At 67.5% G+C, this 15,358-nt stretch carries 15 protein-coding genes; 9 read left to right on the top strand and 6 right to left on the bottom strand.

Annotated elements, in window-relative coordinates:
• Positions 1–39: 39 nt before the first annotated feature.
• On the bottom strand, positions 40–645 hold the full coding sequence (locus JQX13_RS23105) for a hypothetical protein (protein ID WP_203411092.1): 606 nt from the start codon (positions 643–645) through the stop codon (positions 40–42).
• A gap of 419 nt (positions 646–1,064) precedes the next feature.
• On the opposite strand from JQX13_RS23105, the gene JQX13_RS23100 reads away from it, so the two are divergent.
• From JQX13_RS23100 to JQX13_RS23090, 3 genes are all read left to right on the top strand, one after another.
• On the top strand, positions 1,065–2,234 hold the full coding sequence (locus JQX13_RS23100) for a hypothetical protein (RefSeq protein WP_203411091.1): 1,170 nt from the start codon (positions 1,065–1,067) through the stop codon (positions 2,232–2,234).
• 117 nt (positions 2,235–2,351) lie between these two features.
• A complete protein-coding gene (locus tag JQX13_RS23095) occupies positions 2,352–2,765 on the top strand; it encodes an ACT domain-containing protein (RefSeq protein WP_203411090.1) in 414 nt (137 codons plus the stop codon).
• Positions 2,766–2,974: 209 nt separating this feature from the next.
• Complete coding sequence (locus tag JQX13_RS23090; protein ID WP_203411089.1) at positions 2,975–3,997, top strand: hypothetical protein; 1,023 nt, start codon at positions 2,975–2,977, stop codon at positions 3,995–3,997.
• A 184-nt stretch (positions 3,998–4,181) separates the two neighbouring features.
• On the opposite strand, the gene JQX13_RS23085 is transcribed toward JQX13_RS23090, so the two are convergent.
• Positions 4,182–5,423, bottom strand: coding sequence for a sulfotransferase family protein (locus tag JQX13_RS23085; protein WP_203411088.1), 1,242 nt, complete (start codon positions 5,421–5,423; stop codon positions 4,182–4,184).
• A gap of 218 nt (positions 5,424–5,641) precedes the next feature.
• On the opposite strand from JQX13_RS23085, the gene JQX13_RS23080 reads away from it, so the two are divergent.
• Positions 5,642–6,310 (top strand): hypothetical protein, encoded by a 669-nt coding sequence (locus JQX13_RS23080; RefSeq protein WP_203411087.1) that lies wholly within the window; start codon positions 5,642–5,644, stop codon positions 6,308–6,310.
• 114 nt (positions 6,311–6,424) lie between these two features.
• Here the strand turns inward: JQX13_RS23080 and JQX13_RS23075 are convergent, their stop codons facing one another.
• On the bottom strand, positions 6,425–7,432 hold the full coding sequence (locus tag JQX13_RS23075; protein WP_203411086.1) for a retropepsin-like aspartic protease: 1,008 nt from the start codon (positions 7,430–7,432) through the stop codon (positions 6,425–6,427).
• Between the two features lie 427 nt (positions 7,433–7,859).
• Here JQX13_RS23075 and JQX13_RS23070 point away from each other — a divergent pair, with 427 nt between their 5' ends.
• From JQX13_RS23070 to JQX13_RS23050, 5 genes are all read left to right on the top strand, one after another.
• Positions 7,860–8,153 carry a hypothetical protein gene (locus tag JQX13_RS23070; protein ID WP_203411085.1) on the top strand — a complete coding sequence of 98 codons (294 nt, stop codon included), beginning with the start codon at positions 7,860–7,862 and terminating at the stop codon, positions 8,151–8,153.
• Positions 8,154–8,333: 180 nt separating this feature from the next.
• Entirely contained in the window at positions 8,334–9,134 is an 801-nt protein-coding gene (locus JQX13_RS23065) for a hypothetical protein (protein WP_203411084.1), read from the top strand.
• Between the two features lie 134 nt (positions 9,135–9,268).
• The gene (locus JQX13_RS23060; RefSeq protein ID WP_203411083.1) at positions 9,269–10,471 is read left to right on the top strand and encodes a hypothetical protein; all 1,203 of its coding nucleotides are present in this window, start codon (positions 9,269–9,271) and stop codon (positions 10,469–10,471) included.
• Between the two features lie 39 nt (positions 10,472–10,510).
• Complete coding sequence (locus tag JQX13_RS23055) at positions 10,511–10,702, top strand: hypothetical protein (protein WP_203411082.1); 192 nt, start codon at positions 10,511–10,513, stop codon at positions 10,700–10,702.
• A gap of 10 nt (positions 10,703–10,712) precedes the next feature.
• Complete coding sequence (locus JQX13_RS23050; protein WP_203411081.1) at positions 10,713–11,603, top strand: hypothetical protein; 891 nt, start codon at positions 10,713–10,715, stop codon at positions 11,601–11,603.
• A gap of 197 nt (positions 11,604–11,800) precedes the next feature.
• On the opposite strand, the gene JQX13_RS23045 is transcribed toward JQX13_RS23050, so the two are convergent.
• The 3 genes from JQX13_RS23045 to sitA5 form a co-directional block, all read right to left on the bottom strand.
• On the bottom strand, positions 11,801–12,127 hold the full coding sequence (locus JQX13_RS23045) for a hypothetical protein (protein ID WP_203411080.1): 327 nt from the start codon (positions 12,125–12,127) through the stop codon (positions 11,801–11,803).
• 584 nt (positions 12,128–12,711) lie between these two features.
• Entirely contained in the window at positions 12,712–13,326 is a 615-nt protein-coding gene (locus JQX13_RS23040) for a hypothetical protein (protein ID WP_203411079.1), read from the bottom strand.
• Between the two features lie 7 nt (positions 13,327–13,333).
• The gene (gene sitA5 / locus JQX13_RS23035) at positions 13,334–14,866 is read right to left on the bottom strand and encodes a SitA5 family polymorphic toxin (protein ID WP_430384215.1); all 1,533 of its coding nucleotides are present in this window, start codon (positions 14,864–14,866) and stop codon (positions 13,334–13,336) included.
• Positions 14,867–15,358 lie beyond the last annotated feature (492 nt).

Below are 15,358 nucleotides of genomic sequence, written 5' to 3'. Positions count from 1 at the left end.
GATCTCGGGCGGGGCTGCGCCATTTCCAGACAAACAGGCTCAATAGATGAACAGAACGGGCTGCTGCTGGTTCGGCCCGAAGAAGCCAGGGTAGAAGGCGGCGAAGTGAGTGCCCTCACCGAACCGATAGGGTGAGTAGCTGGGATACACGCCGAACAGGTTCCCGTTCCGCGTGCCCGTCACTTCAACGTGGGAAGGGTAGATGGTGATCTGATCCACCTCCGCGGTCCCCGGCCCTCCGGCGGTTCCAGGGGCCGACGTCCAACCCGCCGCCAGCTCCGCCAGCCGCAGGGTCCGCAGCGTGCTCGGGCTCAGGCGATGAACATGGGTGACGGCCCATCTTCCGATCCCGAACTTGACGTATTCGCCTCCGGAATAGGCGGCCACGAGTCCCTGGGCAGTGGCCGCGATCGCGATCGTCGGCTCGAGTATCGAGGTCCCCAGTTCGACGGTCGTGGGCACCAACGAGCACGTATCGGGCGAAACGACCGCACTCTGAACGGAGACCCTGTAGAGGGGCCGCGGCATGGGCTCATCAACGTCCTGCAACACCTTGATCGTGTAATCGCAGCCCTGCCAGGACGCCTGCGCCGTCTTGACGACGGGCAGATCCGCATGAGCCGCTGGACCGAGCAACGCGACCACTCAAACAGCAATCGTTCCGAGGATGCGCATGAATGAGACCTCGATGGAGGTGAGACCCTGAGCCCAACAGGGGCGGGAAGGATACACGGCGCGGTGACATGAACCCGGCAGGAGTCCGAGAGGGTGGCCGGTGAGCGGGTGTCAAAAACCTCGGGTTCCGAGAGGGCGGCAAACGACCCGGTGTCCCGCGGTGACTGGTGACAACAGACATCACTGGTGACTGCGCTCTCCAGGGAGCTCCGATGTCGGCGGTCACCACCCGGGCCTTCACGCGGGTCCTCCTCCACGTAAGCCCTCGGAATCACGTTCGTCTCCGAGTTCGCCAACCCTGGCACGGGCGCTGCAATAACGCCTTCCCGTCAAGGCGTTCCCCGCACTCTCTCGGCACCAAGCCCCCCGTCTTCTCAGGAGATATGTCCATGCGTATCGGCAAAGGCTTCAAGTTCCCCAAGCTCGACCTCCCCGACATCAAGGGTCCCAAGAAGCCCGACATCAAGCCCGGCAACGGGCCCACGCCCTCGCCCCGCCCGGACATCAACGGCAACATCCCGGGCAAGAAGCCCGACATCAAGCCCGACAGCGGACCCAAGCCCTCTCCCCGCCCGGACATCAACGGCAACATCCCGGGCAAGAAGCCCGACATCAAGCCCGACAGCGGGCCCAAGCCCTCGCCCCGCCCGGACATCAACGGCAACTTCCCGGGCAAGAAGCCCGACTTCAACCTCGACGGCTTCAAGCCGGGCAACCCGCTGGACAACCTCAAGAAGCCCAACGGCTTCGGCGGCTTCGGCAACGGCTTTGGCGGCATCGGCAACGGTATCGGCAATGGCCTCGGGGCCGTGGGTGACGTTGTCGGCGGCGTGGCGAGCGGCGCGGCCGGAGTCCTTGGCGCGGGCCTCGAGGCGGCCACCATGCTGCCTGGCGCCCTGGGCATGATGGACCCGTACGCCATGGCCGGCGCCCCGCCCATGGACCCGTACGCCGCTGCCGGCATGGACCCGTACGCCATGACCGGTGGCCCGGCGATGGACCCGTACGCCGCTGCTGGCATGGACCCGTACGCGGCTGCTGGCATGGACCCGTACGCCATGGCCGGCGCCCCGATGATGGACCCGTACGCCATGGCCGGCGCCCCGATGATGGACCCGTACGCCATGGCCGGCGCCCCGATGATGGACCCGTACGCGGCTGCTGGCCTGCCCCCGGCTCTCGCCGGTGGGCCGGTGATGGACCCGTACGCCGCCGGTGGCCTGCCCCCTGACCTCGGCTCCCTGACGTCGCCGGACGCCTCCCTGCAGTCGGGCCTTGGCAACATCCTCAACTCGGTGGCCAACGCCATCAACACCGCGACCCAGGCCCTCGAGACCGTGAAGGGGCTCGTGAACGAGGGCACCGCCACGGCGAGCAAGATCCTGAACCCGGTGGACGCCGGGCACGTTGCGCCGAAGATGCTCAGCAGGCCCTCGGAGCCCGTGTCCCTGATGGAGAAGAGCCTCAAGACCGCTGAGGCCGAGCCCCTTCTGGAGAAGGCTCGGGTCGGACTCGCGGGCGCCGTTCAGGAGTCCATGACCAGGGCCACGGAGGTCTGAGTCCCAGGGCCGAAGCACCGAACAAGGGGGCCACACCCGGCCCCCTATCTCGAGCGGTCGATCTCCAGGTATGGGATCGGCCGCTCACGCTTTCGTGGGTAGGGAGGATGCAACACCATGCCCGGCGAGACGAACCTGGGCGTACTGCTGAGGTCGATGAGGCCGGTGCTGAGAGAGGGCGAGTTCGTCTTCCTCACCACCCGGCGCTCCCTGCTCGAGGTCGCCCCCCTCGAGCCCCTCGGGCTCTTCCACGAGGAGGAAGGGCTCACCCTCATCCTCTCCCGTGAGAAGGCCGAGGCCGCCGGACTCCCCTACACCGCCGTCTTCCGGATGGTGACCCTCTCCGTCCACTCCAGCCTCGAGGCCGTGGGATTCCTCGCCGCCATCACGAATCGGCTGGCCGCCCGGGGCATCAGCGTGAACCCCGTCTCGGCGTACTTCCACGATCACCTCTTCGTGCCCTCCGCTCGGGCCGAGGAGTCCCTGGCGCTGCTCCTCGAGCTCGCGCGCGGCGACGCGTCCCCGGGCTGACCCGGCGTGGGCCCGGCGCCCGCCTGGTGACAGCGGACATCACCGGTGACCCCGCTCACCAGGGGACTCCGGTGACGGCGGTCACCACACGGGCCCTCTCGCGGGTCCGCCTGCATGTAAACCCGCGCAATCCCGTTCATCTCCGGGCCCACCCGCCCTGGCACGGGCGCTGCACTGCTGCCTTCACATCTCCGAACAACGGTGCCCCCATGACCATCCGCTTCCGGCCGCCCCGAGTGAACCTCACCCAGACGCCGAGCATCCGGCCCAGCTCCACTCCGGACAGGACTCCGGCGAGCCCCAACCCCCTCCGGAGCCCGAGCGGGCCCCAGACCCACGGCATTCCGAAGAGCGCCGACAGCTTCGAACGCCCGCCGCGGCCCCTGGCACCCAACCCACGCCCGGAGCTGGCGGGAACCCTGGCGGAGCCGCGCATCCCGGTGGAGCAGGCCATGGGTCCGGCCCTGTCGTCGGGCAAGCACAGCACCACCGCGGCCCAGGTGCTCGACCTGAATTCACCCCTCTCGCACCCCGACGCACCGGCGTTCCAGAAGGCCTTCTCCGCGCTCGGCATGAGCGATGCGAAGAGCGCGGAGGTCTGGGGCGACATCCTCCACGGCGTGAAGCGCCAGGAGCAGATCCGGGCCGACGTGAAGGAGAGCCGGACCACGCCCTTCACCCCGGACAAGCCCAGGCCGGACACCTCCAACCCGCACTACGAGAAGGTCGCCCAGGAGATGGGACCCTACCTGCGCATCGAGCAGGGCCAGGGACCGCTGGCGCTCTGGTCGGGCGGCTACGACGTGAGCAAGCACGCCCAGCTGAAGGGGTACACCACGCTGGAGAGCACACCGGCCGGCCGGGCGCTCTCGGGGTTGGAGATCTACAAGGACCCCAAGGCCGTCACGCCGATGTGGAACCACCTCTCCGAGGAGTTCGTGAGGCAGAACCCGCAGGGGCCGGCGCACGCCTTCATGCGGACCCATGATCCGAAGAGCGTGCTCTATCGCCAGGAGCTCCAGACCATCGAGCAGTTCTCGCCCAATCGCCCCGTGGTCTTCCATCCGCTCGTGGGGGACAAGCTGCAGGATTTCCAGGCCGTCCGGCCGGACAAGACGCTCGGCCCCGACTCGGCGTATACGAGCGAGGCGGAGGCGCGCAAGGCGCTCAAGGACTACCTCTCCCAATCGGGGACCGAGAACTTCGCGGCCCACTCCATGAAGATCCTCTGAGGGACCTCGAGACGCCCGAAACAGGGGCGGCACGACGGAGTTGCCAACGAAAGGGAGTGGTTGGCTCACTCCGCTTGGGAGTGGCCGAGGTGCCAGATGCGCACCTGCCCGGTGCCCGGGTTGTACCAGAGCACGCTGGCATGGCCGTCACCCCGAGGGAAACGTGGCCCGGGTCCCCGTCTCCCTACGCCATGCGGACACCGAAGCGCTCGGTGTAGGCGCGGAAGCGCTCGGCGACCCGCTGGGCATCGAGCCCGTAATATTCCAGCGAGTACTGGTGAACACCGTGCTTGTTGCGCGGGTTCTCCGCGAGCCACGACTGGACCACCCCGGAGGCGGCCTCCTCGCCGCCCAGTCCGGCCCAGCGGTGGATGCGCTGCACCTGCCCCGCGGGGTCCGCCATCAGCTCCTCGTAGTGCACGTCGAGGAACTGCTCGGGAGATGCCCTGGCGCGCACCGCCATCGCCCGATCCATGGCCTGGCCCCAGGTGTCGAGCCACTGCCGTCCCAGCTCCACCGGCTCGTGGTCGCGTGCCGCCGCGACGCGTGCGGTCTCGTACAAACTACATCCAGAGGCCACCACCGCGCGCGGATCCCGGTGGGTCTGGATGATGCGCGCATCCGGAAAGACGGTCAGCAGCGCGTCCAGGCTGTAGAGGTGCAGGGGGCTCTTGAGCACCAGATGCCGTGCGCGCGCCTTCCAGGTGAGGAGCTGGAGAACCTCGCGGTAATGGCGGTAGGCCGGCACCATCACGTCCGCGCTCATGAGCCAGTTCATGTAGCCCGGCACGTGCGCACGGCTCTCGGCGGTGAAGTCGGTGAAGCTCTGCGCGAGCGCGAAGATGCACTCCTCGGGCGCGGTGGCCACCAGCGGGTGGATGGTTTTCAGCGCGGGCATCGCCTTCTGCGCCTGTTCGGTGAAGCGGCGGGTCCTCTCGATGCGCGGGTCCGAGCCCTCCGTCGCGGGGTCCGGCGGCGGCGAGGGCCACAGGAGCTCCCACAGCTTCGGCGCCCAGGCTCCGGGCATCCTCGCGAGCAGGTTGTAGAGCAACGTCGTGCCCGTCCGCATGAAGCCAAGGATGAACAGGGGCCGCTGGATGGGCACCTCGCGGATCTCCGGGTGGCGCCTGAAGTCCTCGGCGATGTGCAGCCGCTGAACCAGATGCCTCATCACATCCCGGTGGATGGCGATCCGCCCCACGAGTGACAGGTCCGCCTCTTCCTCGTAGGCGCGGGTCAACCTGCGCAGGGGCTCGATGAAGCTCTCGTCACCGAAGTCGTGCAGGCCCGTCTGCTTGCGCGCCTCCGCCATGAACCGGTCCGCGTTCAGCGCGAGGACCCTACGGCCCACGCCACTACCGAGCTGATTGAGCAGCCGGATGAACAGGGGGAGTTGTATCGCCGTCACGGTGTTCTTGCCGTCCATGGTCGTCACCCTCCTCGGAGTGGAACCGTGGAACTCGAAAGTGGCCAGGGGATTCCCGGGAAGCCGTTCGATTTTCTCGAACGATTCGAACCATCTTTTGCCCGTTTCGTCGTAACGACTGTCGCTGTACATCTTCCTCATCAACCCGACGCGAGGTTCCGGGCGACGGGCTGACGAGTCTTTTCCCTGTCACACCTTTCTCATGGAGGTAGTTCCCAATGCGCACCACCCTTTTCGCTGCCCTGCTCTCGCTTTCCCTCTCCGCCTGTGGTGAGGACATCACGGACCTCTCCACCCCGAACCTCTCCGGCGAGGTCATCTCCGAGTCCGCCGCGCTGCTCGACACCGCCGCCAGCTTCGACGCCACGTACCAGACGCCCTTCTGCTCCGACCCGGGCTCCGCCTGTGACTCCGGCTCCCTGCTCAACGGCCGCTCCGACTCGGCTCCCGAGGTGAACGGTCCCAATACGCTCTTCTCCTCCTGCGCCGACGGCACCTGGGGTGGCTACTTCTCCAAGCGCGCCATCGAGCACCTCTCCGTGAGCACCTCGGATGGCTCCACCCTCGCCGCTGGCAAGACGGTGACGCTCGAGGCCACCGTGTATGCCTACTCCCTCGTCCAGGACAAACTCGACCTCTACTACTCGGCCAGCGTCGACAGCCCTTCGTGGACGTATCTCGGCACCTATGCCCCGAGCCGCAGCGGCCTCAACACCGTCTCCGTCTCCTACACCCTTCCCGCCGGCAGCGTTCAGGCCGTTCGCGCCAACTTCCGCTTCGTCGACTCCTCCAACACCAACAGCCCCGCCTCCTTCTGCAGCACCGGCAACTACGACGACCACGATGACCTGGTCTTCACCGTGCAGTCTTCGGCGGCCTCCCTCTGACTCACTTCCACCCGGCGACGCATGGGCGCGGCGATAGCGCCCATGTCGCGCCAGCAGGTCCTCGTCTCCATGCCCACAAGGCAGATCTCCGGAGAGGACCTGGAATGGCTCAACCTAGCGCTTGCGCTCCGAGAGCTCCAACCGCCCTGCCCGGGCCTCGAGCTTCATCTCGAAGCGCGCCAGGAAGCCGAGCCCCAGCAGCCCATCCACGTCTGGAGGCAGGGTGGACATGACGGCCACCTCGACGTTCTCGGCCCGGGCCCCCTGGAGCGCGATGCTCGGGACGCGAACCACCGGGGCCTTGATGAGGCCATTGGCCGTGTGGAACGACAGCGTCCGGGCGCCCTCGAGCTTCAACCCGAGTTGGTCCGCGAACGCCTGAGAGACAGCCACCGTGTTCGCTCCCGTGTCCAGGATGAACCGGCCACGCTTGCCATTGACCAGCGGCTCCACCCACATGGGGCCCGTCTTGCTGACGGGGACCACCGCCTTGCCCTTCCCGAGGTCGCACCCCATGGCCGCCAGCTGTGCGATCCGCTTCGTCACCTCGGGCCGTCCGAGGGACTCGCGGTTGGACTGCTGATGCTCCAGCATCACGAACTGGGCGTCACACGGCCGGTCCAGCCGCTCGTAGGCGGTGGCCAGCTGGTTGGCCACCTGGAACTGCTCCGGCTGGAGGCGGAAGGCCTGCTGGAAATCGCCCAGGGCCTGCTCGGACTGCTCCCGGGACTGATGGGCCATGGCGCGCCAGACCCAATACCCGGCATTGCCCGGCGCGCTGTCGATGAGCTCCGTGGCATCCCGGATGGCGAGGTCGAACTCGCTCAGCTGCATGTGTGCCGAGTAGGTGATGGACCGGAGCTGGGGAAACTTCCCGCACCGCGCGATGAAGTCGTCGGCGAACTGGATGCTCCCCCGCCAGTCCCCGGCGGAGAACACGGTCTGGGTGTACTGCACCGCCTTGGTCCGGTCGCAGGGCTCCTTCTCGAGCGCATTCCGTAGCTGCGTGACGAGCCCGCGCTTGGGTCCGTAGTCGAACGAGGGCTCCGTCTTCGCCTGCTCACAACCCCACAGGCAAGCACTGCTCATCAAGGCAACGAGGACGCGGGCGGAGGATGGCATGGGGCGGGATTTCTATCCCGCTCCTTCGTCCTGGGCAAATCAGACATCTCCCTCGTGGCCGCGTGGCTTGCCGTGCGTGGGTGGCAGCCGCACCACGTGCTGCGACCCCGTAGACGAGCAGCAAGCTTCGTCAACGGCACCGAGCTCTTCGTCGACGGTGGCATGGCGTAGCGCTGAGAGGTCCCCTCCCCCTCGAGCGCCAGTGGCTCCGCTGATGACCCCGGACACCAGGGGGTGACAGGGGCCACTGGGGCAGCGCGCTCGGGTGGCGCAACTGCATGGAACCACGAGGGCGCCAGGGCTGGCACGACGGACGCAGGGGGCCCGTCATGTTCATCATGCCCCTGTCCAGGCAGCCTCCCATCCACCGGCCCTCCCCTCTCCAGGCAAACCCCGTGGCCGTGGAGAAGCCAGGAAGTGTCCTTCGATGGGCTCTCCGCAGGTGCACGCCCTGTCGCGCATCGCTCGCCACGAAGGGCTGCAGGAGGCCTTCCACGCCTTCCTCCTGCTGCCCCACGCACGCTCTTTGTCGGACGAGCGCGAGGACACGCGGGCATTGCTTTCGGTGTTGATGCGCAACGCGGCGCGCAACATGCGCCGACGCCACCACCTCGCGATGCCCCATGACGATGTGGACTCGGCGCAGGAGCTCTCCGCGGGAAGACGACGGTGCCGAAGCCGGGTAGGTGTCGAAGGAGTCCTTCGACACCGCGCCCCATGACGAATCGTCAGCACCCCGGCCCAAGACATTTCGTACGGGACACTTCGTCCGGAGATCGAGCGAGCACCTGGCGGGTAGGACGCCCCGAAGGCACCGAGTAGCTCCTGGAAGAAGGGCTCGGCTCCATGCGAACAAGCGCCTCGGGCTTCAAGCAGCCGGGGAGGCCAGAAAGGGGCACGCGTGGACGAGAAGAAGGCCGAGGCGAGCAGCGAGGAGGAACTGGAGCAACTGGGGCCGTACCGGCTCGAGGAGCAGGTGCCGCAGTCCGCAGACAGTCAGGGAGAGCTCTACCTGGCCTCGCACGAGGCGAGCGGAGCCACGGCCCTGGTGCTCAAGCCCTCCGAGGAGGACAAAGTCCCCCTGAAGGACTGGCGGGTGCTCATCAGTTCTTCGGACTCGGCGCGCTATGTCGCCATGCAGGTGGAGCAGACTCCCTGGGCCGTGTCCCCCGAGAAGCAATCGGTGGAGTCACTGGTGTTCACCTTCGAGGGGATGCTCGAGGGCGTTCGCCGCATGGCCCGCGCCATTCCCTCTCCCTACGAGCCCCGCCCTCTCTTGCGCTTGGGGCTGAGCCTGGCGAGCGCCGCCGCGGTGTGTGCCCTGGTGTTCGCGCTGGTGCATCTGGCCTCCGTGCCTCAACCGCCGAGCGGCCCGGAGCCCCTTGCAAGCACCTCGCCCGCCCCCATGAGCGACGAGGTGTCCACGGTAGCCGGGACTCCGGACCCCTTCGATATCGGGACGCTCGTGGACACCTCGGACGCTGGAGAATCATCCGTGCTCGCCCGTCCGCTGCCGCGCGAGCCCTTCAAAGGCCAGAAGCGCCCTCCCTGCACCCGCTACGCCGAGGTGGAGCTCATCGGTGCTTGCTGGACGCCGCACAAGCTCAAGGCCCCGTGCCCGGACGTCCTCTACGAGTACCAAGGAGAGTGCTACGTGCCCGCCTTCAGCGCGAAGCCGCCGCCTCAGTCGCTCGGACTGTGATTGGCGCGGAGCCCCTCGCCGACGACCAGGTCCGTCTAAAACGAATCGTTTGACACCTTCGGTCGGCATTCCCGCGGACACGTCTCGTTTTCGTTCCTCCATGTGCGGCCCGGCTCGGGTAGGGTGTCCGGGTGATGAAGCGGTGTGGCGACGATCTGTGGTGGGTAGACGGCTCCCGGCTGCTCATCCAGTGCGAGCGCAAGCGGTCGAGGCTCATCCGCGGCGGCTTTCTCCTGTTCACCGCCGCGGCGTCGGGCGCGTGGCTGGTGGCCCGGCCCGGCGAGTTCCTCTCGCCGCTGCTCGTCCTGGTGCTCTCGCTCACCAGCGGCCTCGAGCAGCTGCTGGGTGTCCGGCGGATCGTCCTGGAGCGTGGGGAACATGGCCGGATCACCTGGGGCAGGGGTCTCGGCATTCCCTTCTACCGGAGCGAGCGGCCACTCGCGGCGTTCACGCATGTGCGGCTCCTCACCTCGGAAAGCCAGTCGCAGCGAACTCCTCCTGGCAAGGTTTTGCTCCACGGGCCCGGAGGGGCGGCCCTGCCTCTGTCCAGCACCCGTGACGACGACGAGGCGCTCGCCCTGGCCGAAGCCGTGGCCCGCCACGCAGGCCTGGGACTGCAGGTGGACGGTGGGCGCGTGCGTTCCTTCGAGGAGACGACCGCTCGCGAGGGCTCCCGGTTCCGCTCGTGGAAGGAGGAGCGCTCCACGAGCTCCGAGCCCGAGGCTCCGGCGAGTGCGCGCATCCAGGTCGCCGAGCAGGAGGGCCGGCTCGTGGCGACGCTGTCTGCTCCCGGGTGGCGCGGGTGTGGGTGGCGGCTGGGCACCGAAATAGGCGTGCTGGGGCTGGGTCTGGTCCCGTGCTACCTGGTGATCGACTCCTTCAGGTCGCTCGCCCCGGGCGTTGTGCTCTCCCTGCTGGGGGGCGCGGCGTTCATCCTGGGCATGGGTTTCATGTCGCTGCGGAAGACCCTGGATGCGATGCGCACCACCTGCCGGCTCACCGTGTCGCGGCAGGGATTGGAGGTGGCATGGGCCGGGGGCAGGGCTCGGGAGCCGATCCGGATCGCCGCGCACCTCATCCGGGACATCGACGTACGCGTGCACCGGCCGCAAGGCGAGCAGCGCGCCCTGCCCATGCTCGTCATCGAGCGGGAGGGTGGAGAGCTGCTCGCGCTTGGAGCGGAGCTGCCTCGCGAGGCGCTGACGGAGTTGGCGGGACGGTTGCGCCAGCGATTGGCCGAGGTACTCGAGACCCGTCGTCGAGAGCAAGGAGATGAATCACGGCAGGCACAGGTGCGGCGGTCACCGGTGAGGGGACGATGCCACGAAGGCTGCTGATGCTGGTTGCGCTGCTCGTGCTGGAGACGGGTTGCCCTCATGCCTGGGGGCGAGGGGGGAACCCTCGACGAGGCCCTGGCCAAGGACATGCGGGAGTACCTGTCGAATCGGAGCTGCACGCTCGAGGATGAGGAGTGGTGGGCTCAATGCGGCGAGGATTTCTGGAGCAGACCGCGCATCGAGCAGAACGAATGTCCGCTGGAGTGCCACCCCCCCAGGCCGAAGCAATGAGGGCGAGCGGATGAAATGGCGCACGGTTCTCCCGGGCCTGCTCGGCATCCTGCTGCTGCTGCTGCCCTTACTGGGGCTTGTCTACCTCGCCATGTCCCGCCACGGCGCACGGCCCTCCCCACCCGCGGGACACCACCTCGTGCCCATGCTCGCGCCGCAGGTGCGCCAGGGCCTTCGTACCTACGAGCAGGACTGCCGCACGGATGCGGATTGCGAGTCGCAGCTCCGCTGCTTCTACAACAAGCGGACGGGACGCCAATACTGCACGGACAGTACGTGCGGGACAGACGAGGACTGTCCGGAGGACTTCGCCTGCCGAACCCTGAGAGCCAACAACCATGAGGACTTCATCCGCGCCTGTTCGCTGCAAGGCAGTCGCAAGGAGGGCGAGCTCTGCGAGGAGCTTCCCGCCCTTCTCGTGGACGGTTGTGAGAAGGGCCTCATCTGCTCGGGCTTCTGTGGCCGGCCCTGTCGTCTGGATGAGCCCTCCAGTTGTCCCGAAGGGTACGTCTGCAAGGAGGGGGACCACGCCCCCTCCTGCGTGCCCACCTGCGAGGGCCGCTCCTGCCCCGTGGGCCAGCGTTGCGTCTCCTTGATGGGAGGGCATGGCTCCGTCTGCATGACGGTCTACGGCCAGGACTGCGAGCTGAATCCTTGTCCCCAGGGGCTGCACTGCACCCGGAATACCTCTCCGGCAACCCCGGGACGCATCTGGATGCAGTGTCTGCGCCGATGTGGCCGGAGTACGCCTCCCTGCCCCGAAGACTCGGTCTGCTCCCTGTTCCAGTGCCGCAAGGCGTGCTCGCCAGAGGGACCTCCGGTCTGTGAGCCGGGCTTCGCGTGTGGGCGCAACCAACCTGACCAGCCGTGGGTGTGTCTACCGAGCACGAGGTCCGAGTAGCAGGGCGAGGTTGAACGCGGGCTCAGGGGCTCTTCGCCAGGCACCTGGAAGGTGTCGAGGTGCACGGACATTACTGACGCCAGCGCGACGCCCCCCGTGCGAGCCCGGCCTTGTAATCCCCTCCGCAGCACGCGATGGCACCTCCGTGCCATGGTGAAGCTCCGGAAGTGGGGCGTGTGGGACCGGAGCAACGCGACTCAAGTGCCCGGCAGGGCCGGGGCCTTGGGCCAGTCGAGCTCGGTCTGGGCGACGACGGCCACGGCATTGGTGAAGCTCCTGAGGGTGACCGCGGCGATGACGTCCACCACCTCGGCATCCGAGAGGCCCGCCTCGCGCGCGCGGACGAGCTCGCCCCCCGCGCCGTGCCCGCCGGTGCGCACCACGCGGCGCGCCAGGGCCAGGGAAGGGCAGCAGGAGGCCTTCCACACCTTCCTCCTGCTGCCCCACGCACGCTCTTTGTCGGACAAGCGCGAGGACACGCGGGCATTGCTTTCGGTGTTGGTGCGCAACGCGGCGCGCAACATGCGCCGACGCCACCACCTCGCGATGCCCCATGACGATGTGGACTCGGCGCAGGAGCTCTCCGCGGGAAGACGACGGTGCCGAAGCCGGGTAGGTGTCGAAGGAGTCCTTCGACACCGCCCCTGCCCAATCAAACGAATCGTCAGCACCCCGGCCCAAGACATTTCGTACGGGACACTTCGTCCGGAGATCGAGCGAGCACCTGGCGGGCAGGACGCCCCGAAGGCACCGAGTAGCTCCTGGAAGAAGGGCTCGGCTCCATGCGAACAAGCGCCTCGGGCTTCAAGCAGGCAGAGAGGCCAGAGAGGAGCACGCGTGGACGACTCGTAGGTTCCCCGTTTGCACCAGCGCTTCGTCCAGTTGAACCACCGGAACAACCAACCACCGTGCTGGTCCCAGCAACTGCGGCGGACACGTGAGACCCGGCCACTCGGCGCACCTCACCAACAGGCCTGCCTTTACTCCATGGGCAAGCACGTAGCGCAACCGGCCCACCAGCGACTCGTCCGACGACTGCGCGGGTGAGCATCCGCTCGCTTCCCAGGGGATGAAGCCGCCCTCTGCGAAGCAGTGGCCGAATACGCATCTACATGACGACCCACGGCACCCTCTCCAGGACCGCGCGCAGCTCCTCGGGCGTCGTGTCGAACTGCGCCGCCTCCGAGGGAGCATGGTCTGTTAGAGCCACAATGCTCTGGTCCTGTCTTTTCAGACCCTCGATCACCACCCGCCCGTACGTGCCGGGCCACTCCACGCGAGCCAGTTCCTCTGCACGGCGGACTGGGTCCAGGATGGTGAAGCACGGCCAGCGCGGCAGTCGAATCGTGCTCATGTCGCAGTTGTAGAACCGGCAGGCGTCGAGCCGCGCCTCCGAGAAGTCGCAGTCAGCAATCCCACCGATCCGCCACTTATCGAGATCGTCCTCGCGAAAACCGAAGTCATTGCCGGTAAACCGGCCCTTGAAGCGGCACCCCCTGAAATTCATCCGAGCCCAGCGCTTGTTCTTCAACTCGCCCTTCGCCTCGATGGTGCAGTCGATGAACTGCCCCGACATCAAGGTGAGCCAGCGCGAGGCCACGCTGATGACAAGGGTACAGTTGCGCAGCGTGAGGTTGGGCCCGAGCCAGTAAAGCGCGCCCTTTGGCAGTTCCAATCGCTCGCCTACGATCTCTCGATCCTTGTAATGAATGTTCGGAGTCACGCGGCCCTCAGAAGAAGATCATGCGAAAGAAGGTGCTCGCCATCCGGCGCCCGTGCAGGGCGAAGTTGGACTCCGTACCAGACATGATCTCGTAGTGATAGCTCTGACCTGCCGGGCCCGTGATGTCGACCCCTCGGTCATTCCAGGACAGACCCGGGAACCGCTCCTTCAACCGGGCCTCGACCCATCGGCCTCGAGCCTGCCGCTCCAGCAGATTCGCCCGGTGCTCCTTGCCCAGGCGCCGCATCTCGTCGATAGCCTTGAACTCCGCCTGAGAGAGATCTCTTACTGACCACCTAGCTGCCTCCTCCTTCGCCGCTGCCTGCAGTTCATCCCCCAGCCGGTCCTCGGCCGGAATGTCCTTGTAGCTCTTGCCCCGTGGGAGGTGCCATCGCTCCCCATTGCCGAGGACGACCTGCTTGTTCCCGCCACGGTGCTGGATGGCCACGGTGCCCGAGGGACCTCCAGCAGTTCCCCCGCTGCCGCTCTTGGCCAGGACGCTGATGGCCACCGGCGCCTGCGGGGAGGTGAGGACGACGAACGCGCGGCTCTCCTCCATCACCACCTCCACCGCGGCCACCTCCTCCATTGCCACCGCCACCGAGCCCTCCATGCCCTGGGCCGCCCACTGCGCCTGCACCTGGTTGAACCTCGGTAGCGAGCGCACGTGCACTGCCACCTCGCCGAGCATCCGCCCGCTGAGGGAGGCCACCGCGAGAATGAGGGCCCGGGCCGCGTCCACCCCTATTCCCCTGCCGAAGGCCTCGCCTGCCTCTCGCAGCTCGTCGAACGTGGTGGCTTCGTGGGCCCGGTGCGCCATGCTGGCCCACCCATCCAAGAGACCCCACATGGCATCCACGCCAAGCCATGCAAGCAGCACAACCGAGAGCGAGGCCGCAAGACCCTTCGATAACGGCTCGGGAAGCAACCAGAGCGACAGGTACAGGCCCACGGCCCACACGAGTGACGAGAGAATCGCCTTCGGGCTCAACTCCCGCCCCAGGGCGGCCTGCGTCTCGTCGAGCACCGTGCCGAAGGCCAGAGCAAGCGCCAGGGTGCGCCTGTCGTCCGTACGCAGGTAGGGCCCATCCGAGAAGAGGTCCAGGCAGTCACCGCCGCCGCGCCGCTCGCACCAGCGCAGGTATTTCTCTTTCAACGCCGCCTCGGCCTCCGGCACGATCGGGCCCTTGTCGTTGAGGGGCACCAGCGTGAGCACCCTGTCGCGGTACACCTCGGCGAGTAGCTCCTCCTCCGGCATGGCCTGGAGCAGCATCTGGGCCGTCTCCTGGGGCGACCCCTTCACCTGGAAGCGGTGGCCGAGCTGCCGCACTGCGCGCTGGTACTCTGCCGCCGTGAGGGCTACCACGCGGGTATTGCGGTGCGCCTGGGGACTGTCCGCGAAGACGACAACGACGGGCTCGAGCTGGCGCGGAGCCGTGCGGACATCCTTCGCTGGAGACGGCCGCCAGCGATTCACCCCGGCGAGCTGCTCCCCCATGGGCGCCTGCGTGGCGCATGCCGCATGGAGGAAGAGAACGATGAGCCCGAAAGCCCCTGCGGGTGCCCACCGCGGCGGGCCCCTCGTGGTTCCTCTCCGAGCCTCTTGCTGCGTACCGCCGCCCTCCCCCACCCGTGGACTCCGGTACTCATTCGCCATGACGCGGGCCTTTCCCCCTGGCGCAACAGCCCTGAAGAATAGGAGGCGGGATGGCCAACCACCTAGGGGAGGATGCCGCTCTCCTCCTCGCTGGTGCTCGGCGCCATCCTCACGGCCGCCGGGGCCTCGGGGAGATGAAAGAGTCGTACTCGATTCCCAGCTGTCGGGTGGAGCGGGTAGTGCGGAGCGGTTCCGCGCAGCCGGGTAGTAGGTGTCGAAGGAGTTCTTCGACACCGCGCCCCATGACGAAGCGTCCGTCCCCCTGCCCAGGACATTTCGTACGGGACACTTCGTCCGGAGGTCGAACGTGCACCTGGCGGGTAGGACACCCCGAAGGCACCGAGCACCTCCTGGAAGAAGGGCTCGGCTCCATGC

The organism is Archangium violaceum (genome assembly GCF_016859125.1).
Lineage (GTDB): Bacteria > Myxococcota > Myxococcia > Myxococcales > Myxococcaceae > Archangium > Archangium violaceum_A.
The sequence above is the reverse complement of the archived record's forward strand: the minus strand, read 5'-3'. Positions and strand labels throughout refer to the sequence as shown.

Bases quoted from the DNA above. Each gene is read 5' to 3' on its own strand.
- JQX13_RS23100 (WP_203411091.1), top strand. From the start codon at position 1,065: ATGCGTATCGGCAAAGGCTTCAAGTTCCCCAAGCTCGACCTCCCCGAC.
- JQX13_RS23095 (WP_203411090.1), top strand. From the start codon at position 2,352: ATGCCCGGCGAGACGAACCTGGGCGTACTGCTGAGGTCGATGAGGCCG.
- JQX13_RS23090 (WP_203411089.1), top strand. From the start codon at position 2,975: ATGACCATCCGCTTCCGGCCGCCCCGAGTGAACCTCACCCAGACGCCG.
- JQX13_RS23085 (WP_203411088.1), bottom strand. From the start codon at position 5,423: ATGGACGGCAAGAACACCGTGACGGCGATACAACTCCCCCTGTTCATC.
- JQX13_RS23080 (WP_203411087.1), top strand. From the start codon at position 5,642: ATGCGCACCACCCTTTTCGCTGCCCTGCTCTCGCTTTCCCTCTCCGCC.
- JQX13_RS23075 (WP_203411086.1), bottom strand. From the start codon at position 7,432: ATGCCATCCTCCGCCCGCGTCCTCGTTGCCTTGATGAGCAGTGCTTGC.
- JQX13_RS23070 (WP_203411085.1), top strand. From the start codon at position 7,860: ATGGGCTCTCCGCAGGTGCACGCCCTGTCGCGCATCGCTCGCCACGAA.
- JQX13_RS23060 (WP_203411083.1), top strand. From the start codon at position 9,269: ATGAAGCGGTGTGGCGACGATCTGTGGTGGGTAGACGGCTCCCGGCTG.
- JQX13_RS23055 (WP_203411082.1), top strand. From the start codon at position 10,511: ATGCCTGGGGGCGAGGGGGGAACCCTCGACGAGGCCCTGGCCAAGGAC.
- JQX13_RS23050 (WP_203411081.1), top strand. From the start codon at position 10,713: ATGAAATGGCGCACGGTTCTCCCGGGCCTGCTCGGCATCCTGCTGCTG.
- JQX13_RS23045 (WP_203411080.1), bottom strand. From the start codon at position 12,127: ATGTTGCGCGCCGCGTTGCGCACCAACACCGAAAGCAATGCCCGCGTG.